At 49.6% G+C, this 24082-nt stretch carries 26 protein-coding genes, 1 other RNA gene and 2 pseudogenes; 11 read left to right on the forward strand and 18 right to left on the reverse strand.

Translation table 11 applies throughout. The annotated features are described in order from the left end of the window. Nucleotides 1–69 precede the first annotated feature (69 nt). From SK62_RS04720 to smpB, 6 genes are all read right to left on the reverse strand, one after another. Nucleotides 70–966, reverse strand: a complete 897-nt coding sequence (locus SK62_RS04720; RefSeq protein ID WP_047718520.1) for a ParB/RepB/Spo0J family partition protein — start codon at nt 964–966, stop codon at nt 70–72. Further along, the gene (locus SK62_RS04725) at nt 963–1859 is read right to left on the reverse strand and encodes a ParB/RepB/Spo0J family partition protein (RefSeq protein WP_047718519.1); all 897 of its coding nucleotides are present in this window, start codon (nt 1857–1859) and stop codon (nt 963–965) included. Before SK62_RS04725 ends, SK62_RS04720 begins: the two co-directional genes overlap by 4 nt. Next, a complete protein-coding gene (locus SK62_RS04730) occupies nt 1849–3405 on the reverse strand; it encodes a recombinase family protein (RefSeq protein WP_047718515.1) in 1557 nt (518 codons plus the stop codon). Before SK62_RS04730 ends, SK62_RS04725 begins: the two co-directional genes overlap by 11 nt. 282 nt (nt 3406–3687) lie before the next feature. Further along, a complete protein-coding gene (locus SK62_RS04735) occupies nt 3688–4917 on the reverse strand; it encodes an integrase domain-containing protein (protein WP_048249317.1) in 1230 nt (409 codons plus the stop codon). 164 nt (nt 4918–5081) lie between these two features. Continuing rightward, nucleotides 5082–5445: a transfer-messenger RNA gene (gene ssrA, locus SK62_RS22045) on the reverse strand. Nucleotides 5446–5534: 89 nt separating this feature from the next. Next, nucleotides 5535–6017, reverse strand: coding sequence for an SsrA-binding protein SmpB (gene smpB, locus SK62_RS04740; protein WP_003863115.1), 483 nt, complete (start codon nt 6015–6017; stop codon nt 5535–5537). Nucleotides 6018–6173: 156 nt separating this feature from the next. Between smpB and SK62_RS04745 the strand changes: the two genes are divergently transcribed. After that, nucleotides 6174–6611 (forward strand): type II toxin-antitoxin system RatA family toxin, encoded by a 438-nt coding sequence (locus SK62_RS04745; protein WP_003863117.1) that lies wholly within the window; start codon nt 6174–6176, stop codon nt 6609–6611. Next, nucleotides 6601–6888 carry an RnfH family protein gene (locus SK62_RS04750; RefSeq protein ID WP_003863119.1) on the forward strand — a complete coding sequence of 96 codons (288 nt, stop codon included), beginning with the start codon at nt 6601–6603 and terminating at the stop codon, nt 6886–6888. The genes SK62_RS04745 and SK62_RS04750 overlap by 11 nt, the downstream gene beginning before the upstream one ends. A gap of 61 nt (nt 6889–6949) precedes the next feature. On the opposite strand, the gene bamE is transcribed toward SK62_RS04750, so the two are convergent. From bamE to nadK, 3 genes are all read right to left on the reverse strand, one after another. Beyond that, on the reverse strand, nt 6950–7288 hold the full coding sequence (gene bamE / locus SK62_RS04755) for an outer membrane protein assembly factor BamE (protein ID WP_003863121.1): 339 nt from the start codon (nt 7286–7288) through the stop codon (nt 6950–6952). A gap of 138 nt (nt 7289–7426) precedes the next feature. Next, the gene (recN, locus tag SK62_RS04760; protein WP_015571579.1) at nt 7427–9088 is read right to left on the reverse strand and encodes a DNA repair protein RecN; all 1662 of its coding nucleotides are present in this window, start codon (nt 9086–9088) and stop codon (nt 7427–7429) included. An 85-nt stretch (nt 9089–9173) separates the two neighbouring features. Next, nucleotides 9174–10052 carry an NAD(+) kinase gene (gene nadK / locus SK62_RS04765; protein ID WP_017383004.1) on the reverse strand — a complete coding sequence of 293 codons (879 nt, stop codon included), beginning with the start codon at nt 10050–10052 and terminating at the stop codon, nt 9174–9176. A gap of 122 nt (nt 10053–10174) precedes the next feature. Between nadK and grpE the strand changes: the two genes are divergently transcribed. Continuing rightward, nucleotides 10175–10768 (forward strand): nucleotide exchange factor GrpE, encoded by a 594-nt coding sequence (gene grpE / locus SK62_RS04775; protein WP_003863126.1) that lies wholly within the window; start codon nt 10175–10177, stop codon nt 10766–10768. A gap of 51 nt (nt 10769–10819) precedes the next feature. Here the strand turns inward: grpE and SK62_RS04780 are convergent, their stop codons facing one another. Then, the gene (locus SK62_RS04780) at nt 10820–12106 is read right to left on the reverse strand and encodes an HlyC/CorC family transporter (protein ID WP_026094274.1); all 1287 of its coding nucleotides are present in this window, start codon (nt 12104–12106) and stop codon (nt 10820–10822) included. Nucleotides 12107–12125: 19 nt separating this feature from the next. Then, nucleotides 12126–12917 carry a cytochrome C assembly family protein gene (locus SK62_RS04785; RefSeq protein WP_014832951.1) on the reverse strand — a complete coding sequence of 264 codons (792 nt, stop codon included), beginning with the start codon at nt 12915–12917 and terminating at the stop codon, nt 12126–12128. Between the two features lie 166 nt (nt 12918–13083). Here SK62_RS04785 and ffh point away from each other — a divergent pair, with 166 nt between their 5' ends. From ffh to rplS, 5 genes are all read left to right on the forward strand, one after another. Next, complete coding sequence (gene ffh / locus SK62_RS04790) at nt 13084–14445, forward strand: signal recognition particle protein (protein ID WP_003863132.1); 1362 nt, start codon at nt 13084–13086, stop codon at nt 14443–14445. A gap of 116 nt (nt 14446–14561) precedes the next feature. Next, the gene (rpsP, locus tag SK62_RS04795) at nt 14562–14810 is read left to right on the forward strand and encodes a 30S ribosomal protein S16 (protein ID WP_003863133.1); all 249 of its coding nucleotides are present in this window, start codon (nt 14562–14564) and stop codon (nt 14808–14810) included. Nucleotides 14811–14825: 15 nt separating this feature from the next. Continuing rightward, nucleotides 14826–15365: a ribosome maturation factor RimM gene (gene rimM / locus SK62_RS04800; RefSeq protein WP_015571575.1), complete on the forward strand. Its 540-nt coding sequence runs from the start codon at nt 14826–14828 to the stop codon at nt 15363–15365. A gap of 31 nt (nt 15366–15396) precedes the next feature. Beyond that, nucleotides 15397–16164 carry a tRNA (guanosine(37)-N1)-methyltransferase TrmD gene (trmD, locus tag SK62_RS04805; protein ID WP_003863138.1) on the forward strand — a complete coding sequence of 256 codons (768 nt, stop codon included), beginning with the start codon at nt 15397–15399 and terminating at the stop codon, nt 16162–16164. A gap of 43 nt (nt 16165–16207) precedes the next feature. Further along, a complete protein-coding gene (gene rplS, locus SK62_RS04810; protein WP_002914145.1) occupies nt 16208–16555 on the forward strand; it encodes a 50S ribosomal protein L19 in 348 nt (115 codons plus the stop codon). Between the two features lie 159 nt (nt 16556–16714). On the opposite strand, the gene SK62_RS22055 is transcribed toward rplS, so the two are convergent. The 5 genes and pseudogenes from SK62_RS22055 to SK62_RS22790 all read right to left on the reverse strand — a co-directional run. Continuing rightward, on the reverse strand, nt 16715–16933 hold the full coding sequence (locus SK62_RS22055; protein WP_072050070.1) for a DNA-binding transcriptional regulator: 219 nt from the start codon (nt 16931–16933) through the stop codon (nt 16715–16717). Nucleotides 16934–17010: 77 nt separating this feature from the next. After that, nucleotides 17011–18156 (reverse strand): phage late control D family protein, encoded by a 1146-nt coding sequence (locus SK62_RS04815; RefSeq protein WP_048249319.1) that lies wholly within the window; start codon nt 18154–18156, stop codon nt 17011–17013. After that, nucleotides 18156–18635 carry a phage tail protein gene (locus tag SK62_RS04820; protein ID WP_048249321.1) on the reverse strand — a complete coding sequence of 160 codons (480 nt, stop codon included), beginning with the start codon at nt 18633–18635 and terminating at the stop codon, nt 18156–18158. The genes SK62_RS04815 and SK62_RS04820 overlap by 1 nt, the downstream gene beginning before the upstream one ends. A gap of 15 nt (nt 18636–18650) precedes the next feature. Continuing rightward, nucleotides 18651–19469 (reverse strand): annotated as a pseudogene (locus SK62_RS04825) (hypothetical protein); the annotation flags it as partial. Beyond that, nucleotides 19468–19557: pseudogene (locus SK62_RS22790) on the reverse strand (GPO family capsid scaffolding protein); the annotation flags it as partial. The pseudogenes SK62_RS04825 and SK62_RS22790, both read right to left, overlap by 2 nt. Before the next feature lie 165 nt (nt 19558–19722). On the opposite strand from SK62_RS22790, the gene SK62_RS04830 reads away from it, so the two are divergent. Next, nucleotides 19723–21492, forward strand: a complete 1770-nt coding sequence (locus SK62_RS04830; RefSeq protein ID WP_048249324.1) for a terminase ATPase subunit family protein — start codon at nt 19723–19725, stop codon at nt 21490–21492. Between the two features lies 1 nt (nt 21493). After that, nucleotides 21494–22516, forward strand: a complete 1023-nt coding sequence (locus SK62_RS04835) for a phage portal protein (protein ID WP_048249326.1) — start codon at nt 21494–21496, stop codon at nt 22514–22516. A 699-nt stretch (nt 22517–23215) separates the two neighbouring features. On the opposite strand, the gene SK62_RS04840 is transcribed toward SK62_RS04835, so the two are convergent. Beyond that, nucleotides 23216–23449, reverse strand: coding sequence for a DinI family protein (locus SK62_RS04840; RefSeq protein WP_048249328.1), 234 nt, complete (start codon nt 23447–23449; stop codon nt 23216–23218). Between the two features lie 3 nt (nt 23450–23452). Then, nucleotides 23453–23635 (reverse strand): hypothetical protein, encoded by a 183-nt coding sequence (locus SK62_RS23130; RefSeq protein WP_045359375.1) that lies wholly within the window; start codon nt 23633–23635, stop codon nt 23453–23455. 215 nt (nt 23636–23850) lie between these two features. Between SK62_RS23130 and SK62_RS22795 the strand changes: the two genes are divergently transcribed. Next, entirely contained in the window at nt 23851–24078 is a 228-nt protein-coding gene (locus SK62_RS22795; RefSeq protein WP_049108644.1) for a hypothetical protein, read from the forward strand. Nucleotides 24079–24082: the final 4 nt, after the last annotated feature.

Below are 24082 nucleotides of genomic sequence, written 5' to 3' on the forward strand. Positions count from 1 at the left end.
TATCTAAGAGAAGCCATTATGGTTGTGTAAGTATACTTCATGGTTTATTTCGGATATATAAAACCATACCTATGACTGGCTGTTTTCAGCAAGAGTCTTCTCATCTAAAGAATTAATTTTCGAAATTCTTTTTAACTCATTAAGATAATCAACCTCGTTTTCCAAGAACCAATGAAGAACTTTAGAGTTACCCAGTAATTTATTAATATATGACTGGATTATCACGAATTTCAACATATCTGAACCATACTCGGTTTGAAGTTTTTTTGTTTCTTCCGAAGTTGTTGCCATTTCCTGTTCCAGACGAAGTATGGTTTTTTTTATGTCCTTTTTATAGGGAGTGTTTTTCCCTTTATTTACTATCATTGATGCCGGTGTAGCATCCAAGATGCTCATTGCAAATTTTTTACTATAATTATCAAAATTAATCATTGTACCGACTGCTTCAATTTGACGAATTGGCTTCATTTTCCTCAAAACATCAAATGTAGCCTTAGGTATAGGTTTATCAGAAAGTTTCGCAATTACACTTGGATCTATACCGTTCATCACATTAGCTTTATCTTTTATAGCATCAATAGATATTCCCAAAGCAGCACTAAGTTTTTCAATTGAAACTTTTGCCAAGGACTTGATTATCATTCTATGTTCTTCAACTACATTTATATGATTGACTTGTTTGTTAGGAGTGAACGCATCATCTATGCTCGAAAGTAAACATGGAGCTTTTTCTATGCCTAAGTCTTTTAAAGCCTCAACCCTCAAATGGCCATCGAGTATCTTAATGGCATCTTTATCTTTGTCATAGAACACTATTATTGGTTCAATAATACCTAAGCTTTCAATAGAGGTAACTATTTGATGATATTTATGACTTAACTTTACATTTTCTAACAATTCCTTAGAGGGAATTAACTTGTTAGTTTCTAAATAAATAAAATTGTCGCCAAAACGTATCTGAATCATTTTAATGCCTCTTTGTTTATTGGATTGAGGATTTGAGATGGTAGTTCTGATAGATTCTCTTGTTCAAGTAAATTTTGAAAGCTTTTATTCATCATTATGATGTTAAAAATCTCATTTACTATCAGTAAATTAGTTTTTATAAATTTAGAGTTGTTATAAACAGATTTATGTTCAGCGATACTATTTTCATAAAGCCCAATTAACTCCTCAGCAGTCATTCTTTTTGATGGTTTGTGATAATAAAACCCGGCTGCTTTTGCACCTTTATTCCCAATTGTTCGCTGATTTAGAATGTGTTTTATCTTTATAATGTCCCGGCTTTTAATTAATTTTTTATCATATGCTTCGGTAAGAATATCTTGAGCTTCTTCAGTTTCACATCTTGCAAATTGCACTGCAAGATATAGAGGCAAATTCCCCCGTTCGACTGCAGAGAGAAGTTTATGCTCTCCCTTATCAAGAAGCATATTTATACTGCTCACCCAGTTCGATGAATACCCAGTAATCTCACTTATTTCGGAGTCTGAAAGTCCTCTGATTTTCATATCTTTTATTACCTGTAATAACTCATTGGAACGTGGTCTCCTCCTTGCAATGTTTTCAACTAAACTCATAACGTAAGCATCTTCTTCTGATACATCTCTTATAATTGCTGGAATAATGGTTTCACCTAATGCAACGAGAGCCTCTATTCTCCCTTGACCACAAATTAAAGCATATTTGAAATCGTCTTCATCAATCGCTCTCACGCTTATAGGCTTGCTTAATCCTCTTTTTTTTATGCTTTCCTTAATTTCTTCATGCACTACCTTATTTCTAGTTCTTGGGTTAAGGAATTTTATTTTTGCAATCTCAATTTGTATTATTGGGAATTCATTTGTTTCAGGCAGCATATAGTTCCCTCACTTTCATGCGAGTAATAATTTGTAGAAGTTTATCCAGATTATCAAATCTATAGAGATCTAATCGAATGTTGTTTGTTTCCGTCATGCACATTTTACTATATTCGTTTTCTATCTTTGGTATGATATAAAAATCAAGAGGCGAAATATTTTGTGAATCCATTCGTATAACAATTGTTATGTCTGCTTTCTGTGAGTTATCAAACCGGACCTTCCATCTAAGTTTACCTGATTTCATATGTATGCATTTAGTAATAAGGACGGAAATTAAAAGCTCATCATTGATGTAAAGCATTGGGGCATATTTATATTCGTCTATATAGCAGTTACTTTTTAAAATCCTCCCCTTAAAATCCTCAATTATACCTGAGTAAAATGATCTTAGTGCTTCATTTATTTGGAGATAACTGTAATCATGTTCTGGCTTATAACCAATCAAAGTATATGCTCTTAAAAGACCACCAAATCGGGTTCTGTAAACAGAAGATGAAGGGCCTGTATCATCTTCATCAATGATAAATCCTGATAGTTTTCCATTAGATTCCAATTTTTGTTTTAGCTTTTCTAAAAGCTCTTCATTAGTCAAATGTATGGATCGGAGCTGAATTATATCTTGAGCTTTATTATATTTTTTCTTTGAAATAATGGGTTTATATGCTTTGTCACATCTAACCCATTCATGTTTGGGGTTTTTTACAAGTCTACTTTTTAGTTTAGATGAGGTTTTGTTATATATGTTGTTTCCAATATATTTTTCATTTGTCAAGATTTGATGTATTTTTGCACGAGTCCATAATGTTCCATTTTCTGCAGGTATATTCTGTTCATTTAATCTCTCAGCAATAATGAATTCTGGTACGTTATAATCTATAAAGAGATCATAGATTCTATTTACAATTTTTATCTCATTTTTGGGGCCCGGAATTAATATTACTCTATCTGTTTGAATACTCTTTCTTTTGCGGAAACTCAATATTTCTTTAGCTATGCCATTTTCATCTACTAAAAGACGTCTCAGCCCATAACCAGCCATGCCGCCTTGATGATAACCAAGCTTTATTAAATTTACTTGTCCTATAAATACCTTTTCTGATAAATTCCTGCTGTGATATGCAGCACTAGATCTTTTTATATTCAGTATTACAGAAGACTCTAAAGGGAAATCTTTAGTGGGTATAGGTTCAGAACAGTATATAAGGTCTACACCGTTTCTCTCAAATAGAAAGGAATAATATGCAGCTTCATCACTGTTTTGAAAACGACCAAAACGACTCACATCATAAAATAATACAGCCTGTATATCTATTTTCTTTTGTTCTACATCACTAAGTAACTGCTGCAAAGAATGCCTGCCTACGATACTGACTCCGCTCTTACCTGCATCATCGTAGGTATAAGCGATTTCCATATTGTTCTTTTCAGCATAATCTTTGATGTATTCGGACTGATTATGTAAAGAATATTGCTGATGGTCGGTAGACATCCTCAAGTACTGTGCGACTCTAACTTTATGATTTTTATCATTTTCGCTAGCCATGCACGAAACCTCATGGATGATTCAATACAATGTAGAGGATAAAATTGATCAATTTTTAACCAAATTCAACTCTTTTATCATCGATTAGAGCGAATTTGGTAAATCTTCGAGGTGTATGATAATCGAGAAGAGATGTGAATTATTTAGCTGATATGACCTACAGCTTTCGTTATGTGGACTCAAGGTCCCCATTTGTGAATGGCTATGCTTAGTCCACATAGGTTAATGGTGTGATTATTAATTCTTTAACTAAATCAAGATAGTTAACCCATCATGGGAGATTTATGCGGCAATAACTTTGCATTTTTGAGACGAAACATAGTCACTCCACCATTGCATGAGAACCACCCGTTCAGTGAGATACTCTGCACGATTGTAGGCTGCAATGATTTCATCTTTCTTCGAGTGGGCAAGGGCGGCTTCTAAGACATCAGTTCTAAACTTGCCAGACTCCTCAGCAGCCGTTCTAGCAATGGATCGCATACCGTGAGCTACAAGCTCACCTCCGAAGCCCATACGGATTATGGCCGCATTGGCTGTTTGTTCATGCATGTGATTGAGTGGAGCTTTGATACTGGGGAAAACCCACTCTCTACGTCCGCTGATGGCTTTCATTGAATCCAAGACTCGCAAAGCTTCTTTACTTAGTGGAACTTTGTGAGGCTTCTTCATTTTCATGAACTCCGCCGGAATGTTCCACATTGAGTTGTCAGTATCTATATCGGCCCATCTGGTGCGAACAGCCTCACCAGGACGAACCCAAGTTAGTAACTGCCATTCAATCAGCAATCGTGTCTCCATACGGACTGAGGCGTTGTTTAACACTGTAAGGAAGCGGGGGAGTTCGGTTGGGGGCAGGGCTGGCATGTTCTGTTTCTTCGGCTTACTAAATCTCTGGGCAAGATTGTCAGCCGGATTGAATTCTATGAGTTCTTCTGTTGCTGCATAGCGGAAAACTTCATTCAGGCGGGATATGATGCGGCGAAGTGTTTCAAGGACACCTCGTTTTTCTATGGGGTCTAAATGCTGTTTAAGCATTTTAGGGCGAATCTCCTTAATGGGGGTATCACCCAACGTTGGAAAGATATTTCTTTCTAGGCTTCGCCAGATGTCGTTAGCATGATCCTGGGAGATGCCTGACGTTTTGACTTTCTCATCAAGCCACTTCTTGGCTACTGCTTGAAATGTATGTTCCGTTGCATCTTTTAGGGCATTGGCTTTCTGGGTGTTATGAACTTGTGGGTCTATATCATTTGCAAGCAACGACAAGTATTCATCACGTAAAGCTCGTGCCTTAGCAAGTGTAAGATGAGGATAGGTTCCTAAGCTCACCTTAGTTCGCTTTTTGGTCACAGGCACTGCATATCTGAAATACCAATTTTTCTTCCCTCCCTTCGCCAGGGGAGCGATTCGCAGGAGCAAACCATCGCCGTCAAAAAGGTTAACCTCTTTCTCGGCAGGTTTGGTGCTTTTGATTTCAGTGTCAGTGAGCTTCTTAGCGATTTTTGCCATTTGGGACCCTCGATTTTTGGACCCTTCTTAGTGGGTCCTATTCAGGGTGCCATAACTCATAGTTCTCAGCAATTCTCACTGGACGACAATAGACGTAAAAAAGCCCGCAGAGCTTGTGCTGTGCGGGCTTAGTAGACTTCATTGTACTTCAAACAACTAAAAAGTGGTGGAGCTGGCGGGAGTTGAACCCGCGTCCGAAATTTCTACATCCTCGGTACTACATGCTTAGTTTGTCTTTACATTCGCACGCCAGCTGCGGACAAACACGCCACTAACGAACTAGCCTGATTAGTTTTAACGCTTCAACCCCAGGCAGGATTTCCACGCGATCTCTTTTGGGTTTGACCTCTCTTTGATCCCCGTCTTAAGAGCGGAAGCTAGGGAGAGAGGGCTCTTAGCAGGTTATTAAGCTGCTAAAGCGTAGTTTTCGTCGTTTGCGACTATTTTTTTGCGGCTTTTAACGAGGCAAACCGCCCCTCGGCATGCACCTTGGGTTTCGCAAATCCCGTCGAATCCAGAATCAGCCCCAATAGTGTTAAACTCAGTATATCAGATTTTACTTCCTCGACACCAGCCCGAAACGCTAACTTATTGAATAGTACAATAAGTGCGCAGAATCAACGTCCTGCGTTTTTCATGATACGTGCTTTGTCGAGCTGCCACTCGCGTGCTTTCAGGTCAGTACGTTTGTCGTGCTGTTTCTTACCTTTCGCCACGCCGATTTTCACTTTGCACCAGGCATTTTTCCAGTACAAAGAGAGCGCCACCACGGTGAAGCCTTCGCGGTTGATGCGTCCGTAGAGGGATTCCAGTTCGCGCTTGTTCAGCAGCAGCTTACGGGTGCGGGTAGGATCGCAGACGTAATGTGAAGAGGCGACGGTCAGCGGCGTAAAGTTCGCGCCGAACAGGAAGGCCTCACCGTCTTTCAGGATCACGTAGCTGTCGCCGATATTGGCTTTCCCGGCACGCAGCGATTTTACTTCCCAGCCCTGCAACGCAAGGCCGGCCTCGAATTCTTCTTCGATGAAATACTCGTGGCGAGCACGCTTGTTAAGCGCAATGGTCGCCGAACCAGGTTTATGTGCTTTTTTCTTCGTCATAAGTGTCGTAAAGCCGTCGGTAATCTGATTTTAAAAAGTCACCTCATTGCGTCCTGTGAGGTCTAACGCGCTATCTTAGCACGAGATAAGGCTTAGCGTTTTTTTAACAGGTGATAAATGTTATTATTTGTCTGTTGTGTGACCATGGAAAATGCTATGCCTCAGATTAGCCGTACCGCGCTTGTTCCCTACAGCGCGGAACAAATGTATCAGTTAGTGAACGACGTTCAGTCCTATCCGGAATTTATTCCGGGATGCACCGGTAGCCGGGTGCTGGAATCCGGCCCGACGCAGATGACTGCGGCCGTGGATGTCTCCAAAGCGGGGATCAGCAAAACGTTCACCACGCGCAATACCCTGACGAGCAATCAGAGTATTTTGATGCATCTGGTGGATGGTCCGTTTAAAAAACTGATGGGAGGGTGGAAGTTTACGCCACTGAGCGCTGACGCCTGCCGCATTGAGTTTCATCTGGATTTTGAATTTACCAATAAGCTGATCGAACTGGCGTTTGGCCGTATCTTTAAAGAGCTGGCCTCGAATATGGTTCAGGCGTTCACCACGCGCGCCAAAGAGGTTTACAGTGTCGCATAAGATTGCTGTTGAGGTGGTGTATGCGCTGCCGGAGAAGCAGTATTTGCAGCGCGTGACGCTTGAAGAGGGCGCCACCGTTGAGGCGGCTATCCGGGCCTCCGGCATCCTTGAACTTCGCCGTGATATTGACCTGGCGAAGAATAAAGTCGGGATTTATAGCCGTCCGGTAAAGCTCGGTGATGTGCTGAAAGAGGGCGACAGGGTTGAAATCTATCGTCCGCTGATTGCCGACCCGAAAGAGCTGCGCCGTCAGCGAGCAGAGAAATCCGGTAAGTAGCCAAAAAAACATTCACAAAAAAGGTGCTCATTGAGCACCTTTTTGCGTTGCTGACGCCTGATTATTTGGTCAGGGCAGGCTTGTTGTCGATGTTGGTCAGCACGCCGGCACTGCTGAAGGTCAGCGTCAGGGTTTGCTGGGTCACATCTTCATGACCAGGCTGCTGGCGGAATACATAGAACCAGGTGTTTGTGCCGAACGGATCGGACATCATCGGGGTTCCCAGGGCATAAGCGACCTGCTGTTGTGTCATACCCACGCGGATTTTGGACACATCGTTGGGGGTAAGGTAGTTCCCCTGGTTGATGTCAGGACGGTAAACCACTTTCTCCAGAGTGGAACAGCCTGCGGTCAACATCAGAAGAACCGCTGCGGCAGCGGTCAGCGTTTTACAGCGCATAGTGATTTGATTCCTTTTCGGGCCCGAGCAGTACGCGGCTCATATGTAATATGCCGATGATAATAGACCTTGCCCCACTTTGAAACCGGTCTGGCGGCGTTTTTGTTGTTCTGTATGACCCTGAGATCCCGAAAAAGTTTATGCCGCCAGCAGTTCTTTCGCATTCGCAAGCGTATTGCGGGTGACTTCACTGCCGCCGAGCAGGCGTGCCAGCTCCTGCAAGCGTGAGCGTTTATCCAGCGGCTTCATGTGCGTTTCCGTCATTTCGCCATCGGTTTCCTTGCTGACGATAAAGTGGTGATGACCACAACCGGCGACCTGCGGCAGGTGAGTCACACACATGACCTGCGTCGATTCACCTAACTGACGCAGCAGTTTGCCGACAACGGCCGCGGTCGGGCCGCTGATACCCACATCCACTTCATCGAAAATCAACGCCGGGGTTTCCATTTTACGGGCGGTAATCACCTGAATGGCCAGGGCGATACGCGACAGTTCACCGCCGGAAGCCACTTTCGAAATCGCCTGCAAAGGCTGGCCCGGGTTGGTGGTGACGCGGAATTCTACGCGATCTGCGCCTTCCGCCGTCAGGTGATTCTCTTCAAAGCGAACATCTATGGTGAACACCCCATGCGGCATCGCCAGCGTATGCATGCTGTCGGTAATGTGCTGGCTAAGCTCCAGCGCATAGTGTTGCCGCACGTCATGCAGCCGTTTCGCCGTTTCCAGCGCCTGCTGATGATGCAGATTAACCGCCAGAGACAAGGTTTCAAGGGAATCGGCCTGATCGTCCAGCTGCTGCTGTTCCTCCAGCAGAGACTGATAGTAATTCGGCAGCTCTTCCGGGGTTACGTGATGCTTACGCGCCAGTGAAATCTGACGGGAGATGCGTTGCTCAAGTTCGAACAGACGGTTCGGGTCGAGATCCAGACGTTCACAATAGTGGCGCAGCTCATCCCCGGCTTCTGAAATCTGAATCGCGGCCTCTTCCAGCATTTCCAGTACGCCAGAAAGCTTATTGTCCATGCCGGTCAGTTCGGTCACAAGCTGACGCACGTTATACAGCTGGCTCTGCAAATTCACGTCTTCGCCATCCGCCAGCATGTTAAGGGCAGTCTGGCTGGTGGAAAGCAGCTGACCGCTGTTGGCCAGACGCTTGTACTCTTCGTCGATTTGCTCAAATTCACCCGCCTGCGGGTTAAATTCGTTCAGCTCTTTCAGCTGATATTCCAGCAGCTCGGCGCGCGCGGTACGCTCCTGGCTTTGCTGCTGATGCTGCGCAAGTTCGCGGCAGCTTTGATGCCACTGACGATAGTGCTCCGCCATGAGTTGAGTAAGCGCGTACTCACCTGCGTAGCCATCAAGCAGGGCTTTCTGTTGTTCGGGTTTGATTAACTGCTGGTGCGCATGCTGACCATGGATCTGGATGAGCAGCTGGCCCAGCTCGCGAAGCTGGGAAAGGGGAACCGCTGTACCATTGATAAAACCGCGGGAGCGGCCATCGCTGCTGATGACGCGGCGAAGTAAACACTCACGTCCGTCTTCGAGCTGGTTCGCTTCCAGCCAGCGCAGGGCGGCAGGTGTGTCTTTCAACGAGAAGCGGGCGCAGAGATCGGCACGGGCGGCGCCTGTGCGCACCATATCCCCCTCAGCACGACCGCCGAGGCACAAGCCGAGGGCATCAATGGCAATGGATTTACCTGCACCGGTTTCTCCGGTAATCGCCGTCATTCCGCTATGGAAGTCGATCTCAAGCTCACGAACAATGGCAAAGTTGCTGATGGTCAGTTGTGCCAGCATAATTGTTTTCCTGTATGAAAAACCATAACTGTGTTTGTATACAGTATAAACTGGTTTTATATACAGTAAAGTGCTGGATGCAAAATCAGAACAATTTTTTTGACCAGCCGAGCTTGGAGCTTAATGTGTTGAAATAGCTGTAATCTTTCGGGTGAATCAGGTTCAGATGGTAATCGCAGCGGCGAATGAGGACATCTTCACCTTCCTGAATGGGGAGCGCAATCTGACTGTCGCAGCTGATCTCCAGGTCGTTACGGCGATGGGAAAAACGCAGGCGGATGGTGCTGTCGCCGTTGATCACCAGCGGACGCGCCGAGAGCGTATGCGGGAACATCGGCACCAGGGTAATGGCATCCAGCGATGGCGTCAGGATTGGGCCTCCGGCTGAAAGCGAGTAGGCAGTTGACCCCGTCGGGGTTGAAATAATCAGCCCGTCAGAACGCTGCGAGAAAGCGAAGATTTCGTCGATATAGACTTCGAACTCGATCATGTGCGCCACTTTACCGGGATGGAGAACCACCTCGTTAATGGCGGTGCTGATGCGCTTCTGGCAGTCCTGCTGACACACCTGGGCTTCCAGTAAAAACCGTTTTTCACTGATATAGTGGCCTTCCAGCACGTCCGCCAGCTGCTGCTGCGCATTGTCCGGGTCGAGGTCGGTCAGGAAACCGAGATTGCCACGGTTAATACCAATAACCTTAATATCATAGCGAGCCAGCGTTCGCGCCGCGCCCAGCATATTGCCGTCGCCACCGACCACCACGGCGAGATCCGCCTGCTGGCCAATTTCCGCCAGCGTGCCGGTTCTGACGCTTTTAAGCTGCAACTCCTGGGCGATCTGCTGCTCGACCATCACTTCATAGCCTTTACCACACAGCCAGCGATACAACATTTCATGTGTCGTCAATGCGGTAGGGTGACGCGGATGGCCGACGATCCCAATACACCTGAAATGATTATTCATTTTCTGGAGGTCCTTGTGCCTGATGAATGATGACAATCTGCCTTGTTCCCTTGAATCCAGGAAACTGATCCCCATAATAAGCGAAGTTAGCGAGATGAATGCAGAAAAACGCGGAGAAATTCATGAGTAGTAAAGAACAGAAAACGCCTGAGGGGCAAGCCCCTGAAGAAATTATCACGGAACAGCACGATGAAGTTGAGGCAGTAGAGCCAGACACGTCTGCTGAGCAGGTGGACCCGCGCGATGAAAAAATTGCCAACCTGGAAGCTCAGTTGGTAGAAGCGCAGAATCGCGAACGCGATGGCGTACTGCGTATCAAAGCGGAAATGGAAAACCTGCGCCGTCGTACCGAGCTGGACGTTGAAAAGGCGCACAAATTTGCGCTGGAGAAATTCGTCAACGAACTGCTTCCGGTGATCGACAGCCTGGATCGCGCGCTGGAAGTGGCGGATAAAGCTAACCCGGATAACGCGGCGATGATTGAAGGCATTGAGCTGACGCTGAAATCCATGCTGGATGTGGTGCGTAAGTTCGGTGTTGAAGTGATTGCCGATACGGACGTACCGCTGGATCCAAACGTTCACCAGGCCATTGCGATGGTGGAATCCGAAGACGTTGCCGCGGGTAACGTGCTGGGCGTGATGCAGAAAGGGTATACCCTGAACGGTCGTACTATTCGCGCTGCGATGGTGACCGTGGCGAAAGCGAAAGCATAACGTGCTGCCTGTAGTGCCGGGTGGCGGCGTTCGCCTTACCCGGCCTACATTTTATTCGGCGATACTTTCGCGTAAAGGTTTAACGGGCAGGACCTTCACCTGCTTAATCATGTTGTCCTGAACGTCTAGAATATCAATATCATACTGTTCAATGCGCACGCGCGTGCCTGCCGCCGGGATCTCTTCCAGCGCTTCCAGGATCATTCCGTTCATCGTCCGCGCTTCGTCTTCCGGCAAATGCCAGTTGAACGCTTTATTGATTTCACGAATGTTGGCGCTGCCGTCGATAAGCACTGACCCGTCGTTTTGCGGGGTGACTTCTTCCGCAAGGGAAGGCGACATTGACGTGGTAAAGTCCCCGACAATCTCTTCCAGAATATCTTCGACCGTCACCAGCCCCTGTATATCGCCGTATTCATCCACCACCAGGCCGACTTTCTTCTTGTTTCGCTGGAACTTCACCAGTTGCGTGCTGAGTGGGGTGCCTTCCGGCACGTAGTAAATTTCGTCGGCGGCGCGCAGCATCACCTCTTTGGTGAACTCGTTTTTCTCAGTCATCAGACGATAGGCCTCGCGCACGCGCAGCATGCTGATGGCATCGTCGAGGGAATCGCGATAGAGGACGATACGCCCGTGCGGGGAGTGTGTCAGCTGGCGGACAATGGCCTTCCAGTCGTCGTTGATATCAATCCCGACGATTTCATTGCGCGGCACCATGATGTCGTCAACGCTGACCTTTTCCAGATCCAGCACCGACAGGAGCATGTCCTGATTGCGGCGGGAGATCTGCGAGCGGGATTCATTCACGATGGTACGCAGTTCGTCTTTGCTGAGCGCGCTACTAATGGTGACGTCTGCCTTTATACCCACCATGCGCATCAGCACCCGTGTCACCATATTCAGCAGCCAGACCAGCGGCATCATCAGAATAAGCAGCGGTGCTAACAGGAAGCTGCTCGGGTAGGCGACTTTTTCCGGGTAAAGCGCGGCGATGGTTTTGGGCAGCACTTCCGCAAACACCAGCACCACAAACGTGAGCACACCTGTGGCAATCGCCACGCCTGCGTTGCCGTATAGACGCATCCCGACGATGGTGCCCAGTGCAGAGGCGAGAATATTGACCAGGTTGTTACCGATAAGCACCAGGCTAATCAGCCGGTCCGGCTTACGCAGAAGCTTTTCGACACGACGCGCGGCACGGTTACCCTGCTTGGCGCGATGGCGTAACCGGTAGCGGTTCAGCGTCATCATGCCGGTTTCAGAGCCAGAGAAATAAGCGGAGATGACCACCATGATGACCAGAATGACGATCAGCGTGGTGGTAGAGATGTGTTCCAGGGGGAACTCCTTTTGTTACTTAGCCAGCAAATTGCTGTATGAAGCGGCTACCAAAATAGGCAAGCGTGAGAATGCCCGCACCCGCTACGTTGAACCAGACCACGCGACGACCGCGCCAGCCTTCATGATAATGGCCCCATAACAGGACAATATAGACAAACCACGCGATGATGGAGAGGACCGCTTTATCGATATTCTCCACGCTGAACAGGTTCTTCATATAAAACAAGCCCGTGCACAGCGTCAGCGTCAGCAGAACCACACCGACCTGGGTGATGTGGAACATCTTACGCTCAATCACCATCAGCGGCGGCATTTCGTGATTAAACGCCAGCTTTTTATTTTTCAGCTGGTAGTCAATCCAGGCGAGTTGCATGGCGTAAAGGGCGGCGATGATCAGCGTCGCGTAGGAGAACAGCGACAGGCCAATATGCACCAGCATCCCCGGCGTGGCTTCCAGGTGAGTAATAAACTCATTGGGCATGAACGTGGCTAACGCCAGGTTGATCAGCGCAAAGGCGTAGACTATCGGCAGCAGCAGCCAGCCACGGTTTTTAGACGCGACAATGGTCATGACCGTACAGATCATCAGGCTGACCAGCGAGCCGACGTTCAGTACGCTCAGATTTTGCACGCTGCCGTCGCCGGGAATGATGCGTGATTCCAGCGCAAACGCGTGGCTAATCAGTGCGATCACTGCCGAAAGAATAGCCATGCGCCGCCAGCCGCTGTTTTTTTGCAGCAGGCCAGGAATGATCAGCGCGAGGCTGACAGAGTAGGCAACAAGGGCGATCAGTGCGAAAACAGGCATATAGGCGTCGACAGTTGTCTTAATAAGAAAGAGAAGCAGTATAACGTTACGTGACGCCTGCTCCAACCGTTGCATAACAACAAAGGCGCCTTCATGTTATACTCCGGCAAAATTCTGTGTATGTGTCGCCCAGGCGACCTAACGTTTCTACCCCAGGCGAGAGACAATGTTTGATAATTTAACCGATCGTTTGTCGCGCACGCTGCGCAACATCAGCGGCCGTGGACGCCTCACCGAAGAGAACATCAAGGAAACGCTGCGCGAAGTGCGCATGGCGCTGCTGGAAGCAGACGTCGCGTTGCCGGTCGTGCGTGATTTTATCAACCGCGTGAAAGAGAAAGCGGTTGGCCATGAAGTGAACAAGAGCCTGACTCCGGGTCAGGAGTTCGTCAAAATCGTCCGTAACGAGCTGGTTTCGGCGATGGGCGAAGAGAACCAGGTGCTAAACCTGGCGGCTCAGCCGCCGGCCGTCGTGCTGATGGCGGGTCTGCAAGGTGCGGGTAAAACTACCAGCGTCGGTAAGCTGGGGAAATTCCTGCGCGAAAAGCACAAGAAAAAGGTGCTGGTGGTGTCGGCGGACGTGTATCGCCCGGCGGCGATCAAACAGCTGGAAACGTTGGCCGAGCAGGTTGGCGTTGACTTCTTCCCGTCCGACGTGGCGCAGAAGCCTGTCGATATCGTTAACGCGGCGCTGAAAGAGGCGAAGCTGAAATTCTACGACGTGCTGCTGGTGGATACCGCCGGTCGTCTGCACGTTGACGAAGCGATGATGGACGAAATCAAGCAGGTGCATGCCTCTATCAATCCGGTAGAGACCCTGTTTGTTGTTGACGCCATGACCGGTCAGGATGCGGCGAACACCGCAAAAGCGTTTAACGAAGCCCTGCCGTTAACCGGCGTGGTGCTGACCAAAGTCGACGGCGATGCCCGCGGCGGTGCGGCGCTCTCTATTCGTCATATCACCGGTAAGCCAATCAAGTTCCTCGGCGTGGGCGAGAAAACCGAAGCGCTGGAGCCGTTCCATCCGGATCGTATTGCCTCCCGTATCCTCGGCATGGGCGACGTGCTGTCGCTGATCGAAGATATTGAAAGCAAGGTTGACCGCGCGCAGGCGGAAAAACTCGCCAGCAAGCTGAAAAAGGGCGACGGTTTCGATCTGACCGACTTCCTTGAGCAGCTGCGTCAGATGAAAAACATGGGCGGCATGGCAAGCCTGATGGGCAAACTGCCAGGCATGGGCCAGATCCCGGACAACGTCAAATCCCAGATGGATGACAAAGTGCTGGTGCGTATGGAGGCCATCATCAACTCGATGACGCTGAAAGAGCGCGCGAAGCCAGAAATCATCAAAGGTTCCCGTAAACGCCGTATCGCAGCCGGTTGCGGCATGCAGGTGCAGGACGTTAACCGCCTTCTGAAACAGTTCGACGACATGCAGCGCATGATGAAGAAAATGAAGAAAGGCGGCATGGCGAAGATGATGCGCGGCATGAAAGGCATGATGCCTCCCGGTTTTCCTGGGCGTTAATCGCTTTTGAGATTGCTTTTTGCCCGAAAATGAGTAAAATTTTCGGGCTTTTAATATGACACCCGGGCTCCGTTCCTCGATGGGGCCCGGTTGTTTTATTCACACAAGAGGATGTTATGGTAACTATTCGTTTAGCTCGTCACGGCGCTAAAAAGCGTCCGTTCTACCAGGTTGTTGTGACTGACAGCCGTAATGCACGCAACGGTCGCTTCATCGAGCGCGTTGGTTTCTTCAACCCACTGGCCGCTGGCGCAGAAGAAGAAACCCGTCTGGATCTGGATCGTATCGCTCACTGGGTTGGCCAGGGCGCTACTGTTTCCGATCGCGTTGCTACGCTGATCAAAGCAGCAAACAAAGCAGCTTAATCTGTCACGGTGGTCATGATGAGCAATAAAGCACCTGTTGAACCGATCGTATTGGGAAAAATGGGTTCTTGCTACGGTATCCGTGGTTGGCTCAGAGTGTTTTCCTCCACTGAAGACGCTGATAGCATTTTTAATTACCAGCCCTGGTTTATCCAGAAAGCCGGTAAGTGGGAAGAGGTCGAGCTGGAAAGCTGGCGTCACCACAATCAGGACATCATCATCAAGCTGAAAGGCATTGACGATCGTGATGCCGCGAATGCGCTGACTAATTGTGAAATTGTTGTGGATTCGTCGCAGTTGCCACAGCTGGAAGAGGGTGACTACTACTGGAAAGACCTTATGGGTTGCCAGGTAGTGACCACTGAAGGCTACAGCCTGGGGAAAGTCATCGACATGATGGAAACCGGGTCAAATGACGTTCTCGTCATTAAGGCAAACCTGAAAGATGCATTTGGCATCAAGGAGCGGTTGGTTCCGTTCCTCGATGGACAGGTTATCAAGAAAGTCGATCTCACTACTCAAACCATTGAAGTAGATTGGGATCCTGGTTTTTAAATTCTCCGGATAAACGGTAAAAGACGGCGCTATGTGGATTGGCATAATTAGCCTGTTTCCTGAAATGTTCCGCGCGATTACCGATTACGGGGTAACTGGCCGGGCAGTAAAGAATGGCCTGCTGAGCATCCAGAGCTGGAGTCCTCGTGACTTCACGCACGACCGGCACCGTACCGTGGACGATCGTCCTTACGGCGGCGGACCGGGGATGTTGATGATGGTGCAACCCTTACGGGACGCCATTCACACAGCAAAAGCCGCGGCAGGTGAAGGCGCGAAGGTGATTTATCTGTCACCTCAGGGACGCAAGCTTGATCAAGCGGGCGTGAGCGAACTGGCGACGAATCAAAAGCTGATTTTGGTCTGTGGTCGCTACGAAGGGATAGATGAGCGCGTAATTCAAACCGAGATTGACGAAGAATGGTCTATCGGCGATTACGTTCTCAGCGGTGGTGAGTTACCGGCAATGACGCTGATTGACTCCGTCGCCCGGTTTATTCCGGGGGTTCTGGGCCATGAAGCTTCGGCAACGGAAGATTCCTTTGCCGATGGGTTGCTGGACTGTCCACACTATACTCGTCCTGAAGTGTTAGAAGGGATGGAAGTCCCGGCAGTGTTACTGTCTGGAAACCATGCCGAGATACGTCGCTGGCGTTTGAAGCAGTCGCTGGGCCGAACCTGGCTTAGAAGACCTGAACTTCTGGAAAACCTGGCTCTGACTGAAGAGCAAGCAAAGTTGCTGGCCGAGTTCAAAACTGAACACGCGCACCAGCAGCATGAACATGATGGGAAAGCGTAATACGCTCCCGAATATCAGTTTACCCAGGATAAGAGATTAAATTATGAGCAACATTATTAAGCAACTTGAACAAGAGCAGATGAAGCAGGACGTACCTTCCTTCCGTCCAGGTGACACCGTGGAAGTGAAAGTATGGGTTGTTGAAGGTTCCAAAAAACGTCTGCAGGCATTCGAGGGCGTGGTTATCGCTATTCGTAACCGCGGTCTGCACTCTGCATTCACTGTTCGTAAAATTTCCAACGGCGAAGGCGTTGAGCGTGTCTTCCAGACTCACTCTCCGGTAGTTGACAGCATTGCTGTTAAACGTCGTGGTGCTGTACGTAAAGCTAAACTGTACTACCTGCGTGAGCGTACTGGTAAGTCTGCTCGTATTAAAGAGCGTCTGAACTAAGAGCGCATCTCACGCGACATCCAAAGCGTGTTATAGAACAAGGGGTTAGCGTAATGCTGACCCCTTTTTTTTGTTTTGGTGTCCACGTAATGTCCACGCAGATCGCGTAATGTCCACGAATGACCACGACAGAAGAATAAAAAAACCTGCCGAAGCAGGTTATAGCCAAAGATTACCTTGATTGTACTTGGAAGGGTGGGGCGGTGCTGGTACTACCTCGCCAGGCTTAACGATGAATCTGGCAAGGGTTTCATGCGTAACAAAGGTACATCCACAATTTATGTTTTGGCACTGATGATAACGCTCTTTCGTTTCAGTGCTCAGATATCGACTTGACCGCGCATGTGAGGCATCTTGGCATAACGGGCAGTGCATCATAATTTTTCCCCTTCATTTGTAACTTGAGGGGATAATAAACCCGAAACTTACATTTGCAAGTTTATGTTTGCATTTTTTTATTTTTCAACTTCTTCATACTCAACATCAGACAACTTAACTTCAAGCTCCAGCCCCGTTGAGTAGCCGTTATTGCTGAGTGAGTGCGTCACTTTCGTAATTACCCACACCTGCTCATCTATGACCCGCTTGAACCCTGTCACCCTGACCGGTGTCTCTGGGTAGAGGTCTGCCCGACCCGTTGCAAGACTGATGGAAAACTCTGCAACACCCCGTTGTAACTTATCCCACTTGGCTTGTGCTGCGCGCATAGCCTGTGCTTTGCTGGCAAAAACTGTTGTCAGCGCAAACACATTATCGGCCTCCCCGGCCATGTATTCGCCCTCGCGCGCTTCCGGTTCTTTCACGGGTGTCTTCGCTTTCGGGTGGGCGCTGGCTCTGGTTTTCTTTTCCTTCTCCTTGCGCCTGAGCTTCACCTTCTGAGCCTGCGGCTTCGGGTCTTTGGTGTGCAGCCATTTCGCTGTAACACCCGTGTATGCCCCACGGTCGGCAATTGAGAATTGATGCCTGTCGCCATCTTCGCGCGAAATCGTTACCTGCGGGATCGCTTTTCCGCTGGCGGTCACTCCGCGCCCGGCCTTGATAAACAGCAATTTCCCGGCCTTAACCGATACCTCTCCGCCGTTGAGTTCAGCAAGTCGTGTCAAAAATTTGGCGTCTGATTCCTGCGACTGGTCAATGTGAGGAATTTTGATTTTTGCCAGCTCCGGCAAAACGCTGGCGGTCAGTTTATTTCGCGCTGCGATCGCCTCAATCACTGAGGCAATTGTGGTGTCATGCCATGACTCTTCCCGGCGTGAATTGAGCGTGCCGCGAAAATCTGCACTGCGTGCGCGTATGGTGACGGTATCAGGCGCGCCCCTGTGCTCGACTTCGTCAACGGTAAAGCTCCCCTTACCAACGAGAGCAAAGCCTTTCCAGCCAAGATACAGGCTGAGAACCGCGCCGCGCAACGGAAGCTCAACCAGCCCGTCTGAATCATCCAGCTCTATATCGAGCTGGTCAGCCTCAAATCCGCGGTTGTCTGTCAGCGTCAGGTTAATGAGCCGGTCACTGATATTGCCAGTAATATCCTTACTGTTGATTGTCAGCATAAACGCAGGCGTCAGCACACCACCCGCATTATTATTCAGTACATTCAGCATTAACCCATCCCCATCATACCTGGTAATTTCTTCGCCATATCACCCGCCTTGCCGATAAGGGTTTCGGCCTGCTTGCCAATATCCCCGTACAGTGCAGCAAGTGAAGGGTCTACGCGGGTAAGCGTCAGCGTAAAATCAATTTTCCGCGCCGTTCCGTCAGAGAAAAAAACACTGCCGGTGTCGCTCACGCTGTTGATGACGTACATGCCATAAATCATCCCCGTGCCATCCAGCAGCGGCCACGCGCGCCCCTCCTCAGCCATCAGCCTGATGGTGGTCATCGTCATTCTCCCACCCGTCAGCTCAGGATAAAGCACCCCGGCAAGGGTGATTTTTTCCTCACCCACACCGAGGAACTGAAAGGCGTCACGTTTGCCAACGCGGCTATTTGACGGCCATCGGTATTCTGCATCCCTCTGTAGGGTCTGATAGGGCAGCGTCTGGCGCATAAAAACAAACATGCCTAATGCAAGCATCATGTCGGGCGTTTCTCCTTATTCGTCATGCATCATGCTGGAACGGTTACGGGCGCGTTTGTCACGCTCATATTTTTCGAGCGCATCCTGCAACTGGCGGTCGAGGTTTGTCCCCGCACCAGTGCCGCCCTGCACGTTGATGTGATAGTCATTTTTGCTCTGGTCAACATAAGAGCGCCCGGCAGGCGCGGTGACAGGCCTGTAACCCTGATAACTCCCACCGGTATTGGCGGGCTGACCATTAACGGGCTGATAGCCCTGCGCCATTCCCTGCGGCGCTGGATAAGGCTGATAACCACCATAAGCACTGGCCGCCGGGACATATCCCCCAGACTGAGCCGCCGCGTTCGCTTTCGCCGCCGTCTGGTCAAGCGTTCCCGAGGCTTTATTGATGACACCGAGCTTTTCAAGCACCCAGTCAATCCCGCTACGCAGCTTGTTAAAGGCCGTCAGGGGAAGGGTCAGGGCATCGGCCAGCGCCTGACCGAATAACACACCGGCATCGCGGCAACTGTTTAGCGTGTCCTGCGTCGACTTCACCGGGGCAATCAGGTTACTGAACCATTGCCACAATTCCTGGAGCTTTACGCCCAGCCAGTCAAACACCGGCTTAAGTGGTGCAAAAAGCTCTGCGACAGGTGCAAAGGCAGCTTTCAGACCTTCAACCACGCCTCCGAAAAAGGCACTTATCGGCTCCCAGTATTTACGGATGAGCAGTGCACCGGCCACAACAGCCGCAACCACGGCCACAATCGGCCAGCTTATTGCACTGATGGCCGCAACTATCGCGCTACCCGCAATACTGAAACCGACACTGAGGAACCCCGCCCCGGCTATCCTGAATATCCTCGCCACTGATGACACGGCCATCGCAGGTGTCACCTTCGACGCCAATGCGAAACCATTTAGAAACTTTTTTTGCCATTGTTCAGGTGTCCTGATGTTGGGTTTTCGGTTCGGGGTTAGTTTCCCGACTCCGCCCCGCATCATCCACCGGTTGCAGAAGTGCAACCCCTGACACAACAGGCGCTTAGCGATTACGTGCAGCGATTTCCTTAGCCTTGCTTCGTACCGACAAAACGAGGCATTCATGACCATTTCAACTGACCTTTCACTGTTAAATGACCCACGACGACAGGCGCGCCTGTTGTACTGGCAGGGGTTTGCCGTGCCGCAAATCTGCGAAATGTTGCAGCTCAAGCGCCCGACCGTGCAGAGCTGGAAACAGCGTGATGGATGGGAAGAAACCGCACCGATTAACCGCGTGGAATCGACGCTGGAGGCGCGGCTTATCCAGCTTTACGCAAAGCCCGCCATGACACCGCATGATTTTAAAGTCGCTGATTTTCTGTCGCGCCAGATGGAGCGCCTCGCGCGCGTGAACCGCTACGGCCAGACCGGAAACGAGGTGGATTTAAATCCCAGTATTGCGAACCGCAACAAAGGGGATCGCAAAAAGCCGAAACGTAATTTCTTCAGTGATGAAGCGATTGAAAAACTGGAAGAGATTTTCTTCGACCAGTCCTTTGACTATCAGCTCAACTGGCATAAGGCAGGCATCGCGCACCGCATTCGCCACATCCTCAAATCGCGCCAGATTGGCGCAACGTTCTACTTTGCGCGCGAGGCACTCCTGCGCGCCCTCAAAACCGGGCAAAACCAGATATTTCTGTCGGCCAGTAAAACGCAGGCTTACGTGTTCCGAAAATACATCATCGCCTTTGCGCGTCTGGTCGACGTCGACCTGTCAGGCGACCCTATTGTCATCGGCAATAACGGCGCTGAGCTGATTTTTCTCGGGACAAATTCCAACACTGCGCAGAGCCACAACGGCGACCTGTACGTTGATGAAATTTTCTGGATACCCAATTTCCAGAAGCTGCGCAAAGTGGCCTCGGGCATGGCCTCGCAGTCACACCTGCGCACCACCTATTTTTCTACCCCGTCCACGCTGGCGCATGGCGCGTATCCGTTCTGGTCAGGCGAGCTGTTTAACCGTGGCCGCAGTAGCCGCGACGAACGTGTCGACATCGATATCAGTCACAAGGCGCTTGCCGGTGGCGTACTTTGCCCGGACGGCCAGTGGCGACAGATTGTCACCATTGAAGACGCGCTCGCCGGTGGCTGCACCCTGTTTAACCTCGACCAGCTCAAACAGGAAAACAGCGCGGATGACTTCCGTAACCTGTTTATGTGCGAGTTTGTCGACGATAAGGCGTCTGTATTCCCGTTCGAGGAGCTGCAGCGTTGCATGGTCGATGCGATGGAAGAATGGGAGGACTTTGAGCCATTCGCCGACCGTCCGTTTAACTGGCGTCCGGTCTGGATTGGCTACGACCCGTCACACACCGGCGACAGCGCAGGCTGTGCGGTGCTGGCTCCGCCACTGGTTGCCGGTGGCAAGTTCCGCATCCTTGAGCGTCACCAGTGGAAAGGCATGGATTTTGCCGCGCAGGCCGAGGCCATCCGTGCGCTGACCGAGAAATACACCGTCGACTATATCGGCATCGATGCGACCGGCATCGGCCAGGGTGTTTACCAGCTCGTGCGTTCATTCTTCCCGGCGGCGCGCGCCATCCGCTACACGCCGGAAATGAAAACCGCAATGGTGCTCAAGGCGAAAGACACCATTCGCCGTGGGTGCCTGGAATATGACGCCGGTGCTACCGACATCACTCAGTCATTTATGGCTATCCGCAAAACCATGACCAGCAGCGGCCGCAGTGCCACCTATGAAGCCAGCCGCAGTGAAGAGGCCAGCCACGCAGATATCGCGTGGGCAACCATGCACGCCCTGTTAAACGAGCCGCTTTCCGCCGGTAGCGGTATGCAATCAGCCTCAATTCTGGATATTAACTAAGATGAAAAAACGCCAAAAGAAAACCCGCACCATGACCGCCAGCGCGCCGCAAAAAATGGAGGCGTTCACCTTTGGTGAGCCCTCCGCCGTTCTGGATCGCCGCGATATTCTGGACTATGTCGAATGTGTGCATAATGGCAGGTGGTACGAGCCACCGGTCAACTTCTCGGGGCTGGCGAAAAGCCTGCGCTCTGCCGTCCACCACAGCTCCCCGATTTACGTAAAGCGCAATATCATTGTGAGCACCTACATTCCGCACCCGCTGTTGTCCCGTCAGGATTTCAGCCGTCTGGTACTGGATTACCTGGTATTTGCCAACGCCTATCTCGAAAAACGCCTCAGTGTGACCAATAAAATCATGAAGCTGGAAACATCCCCGGCCAAATACACGCGCCGGGGTGTGGAGGATGGGGTGTACTGGTATGTGCCGAGTTTTACCACCCCGCACGAATTTGCGCCCGGCACGGTGTATCACCTGCTGGAGCCTGATATTAATCAGGAGCTTTACGGGATGCCGGAATATCTGAGCGCGCTCAATTCCGCCTGGCTGAATGAATCCGCCACGCTGTTTCGTCGCAAGTATTACCAGAACGGCGCGCACGCGGGTTACATCATGTACGTGACCGATGCGGCGCAAAGCAGCACTGATGTTGAGTCGCTGCGCTCTGCGATGCGTGACTCGAAAGGACTCGGGAATTTTAAAAACCTGTTTTACTATGCCCCGAACGGGAAACCGGATGGCATTAAGATCGTGCCGCTGAGTGAAGTCGCCACGAAGGATGATTTTTTCAACATCAAAAAGGTGAGCGCCGCCGACCTGCTTGATGCGCACCGCGTGCCGTTTCAGTTGATGGGCGGCAAGCCTGAAAATATCGCATCGCTAGGGGATGTCGAGAAGGTGGCAAAGGTGTTTGTACGCAACGAGCTTTCGCCATTGCAGGAACGTTTCAAAGAGATAAACGACTGGTTAGGAATGGAAGTGATCCGCTTTAAGGATTACGACATCGAATCAGGTTCAGAGTAACCCACAGCCCAAAAATGCCGCTATCTGGCGGCATTATCACACGCACCACTAGACGCGCCTCACGCCGCCCTTATCCGCACGCACCCATAGCAACGCTTTTACTGAAATATTGCCGCTATGAAGCGCTGAGAGCGCAAAAATAAATAAATTAAATTACACCTCCAGCGCGCAATGCTCTCCCCGCCACGCCTGCCCGCTTAATGGGTCGCTTTTAATGCAGGCGCATCAGAAGCCCCGAGCCGCGCCAGTGCTGGCGCTGGCTGGCAAAACCTGACGTAAAAAACGAATGCAAACTCATGCACTAAATGCACGCAGCGCTAAAAAACAGAAAAATAGCGTAAAAATGGCATAAAAAAACCGGCATTTTCGGTGCCGGTTAGTGTTGGTATTTATGGGGCTTACTGGCCTCGAATTGCGCCAATAATACTGTTTAGGCAACAACTGGCGACAATCAACAGGAAAACCGTCGTCCACGGGTTTTCATAAACAAGAGATAACATTCTAATCCTCTTTTTTAGCTAGTCATTTTCAGGCGCATCGAAAGTGCTTAAGAAAAGGCATGGTAAGCACGGAATGGCAGATGACCAACTGATAACCGGTGTTCTGGATATGACACAAAGGAAAATCGCTAACGCCTCGCCTGGCTCGTTGTTCAACCCCGCCAGCACTGAAAGCGAGTTTCAGCACCGGCTGCGTTTGTTAATGCAGCCAGCTATCGTCCTCCCAGACCTGCTGCATTATTTCCATCACTCGTTTTTTATCTTCGTCGAGTTTCAAACCGCTTAGCTCAACACCATTAGCAGAACCTTTGCGAATGCGGATCGCAGTCTTTGGGTAAATAGGTTGAAGATTGCGGTACAACTCAGCCTCAAGTGCATCCAGTGTCGCTTGGCTAATTTTTTGCTCTTTATCTATGGTGATATTGACTCGCATAATTTATTGAACCTCATAGAAAAGTTCATTATCAGCTTTGTCGTTTTCTCTGCTCGCAAGGTCAGCAATGATGGAGAGGGCAAGTTTAAGATCTGATGATTTGCAATTTGCTATCAGAGATACCTCGGCAATGAATTGCACACATGCCCATTTATGCTGCGTTTGGCTGAAACACTCGCCAATCATGAATTCCCTCCTACAATAATCCACTGTATATTTATCCAGTATATCAGCGGCGTTAAAAATTGAAAGGAAAAATTAACAAGTCAGTCAATGGTATGTGCTTGAATGAGTGTGATATTTTTAAGCGGGTAAATTTAGTTTAAGGGACGGCATCGCAACTTTGCGAACATGCATCAGGCTGCGTAACACTTTTCTTTTAAGAACTACGGGGAACGAAAATGCGGAAAGCGTCAATTGAACTTATGGGAACAACTAAAGTTGTATGCCTTGTTGCTGGAGCACTTGGAACCGGGCGATGTTTGCATATTGTGGTCGTTTCAAAAGATATGTCCGTGATTCCGACACAGGATCAATGGCAAAAGGCCGTCATTTTATGCCAAAAAAAGGCAGAAGAACTCCGCTATGACGTTGTTAGGATATTAGGTGCGAAAATGGCAGGTTTATGACCCT

Origin of the sequence: Enterobacter sp. BIDMC109 (assembly GCF_001037885.1) — a bacterium.
GTDB classification, from domain to species: Bacteria; Pseudomonadota; Gammaproteobacteria; order Enterobacterales; family Enterobacteriaceae; genus Enterobacter; species Enterobacter hormaechei_C.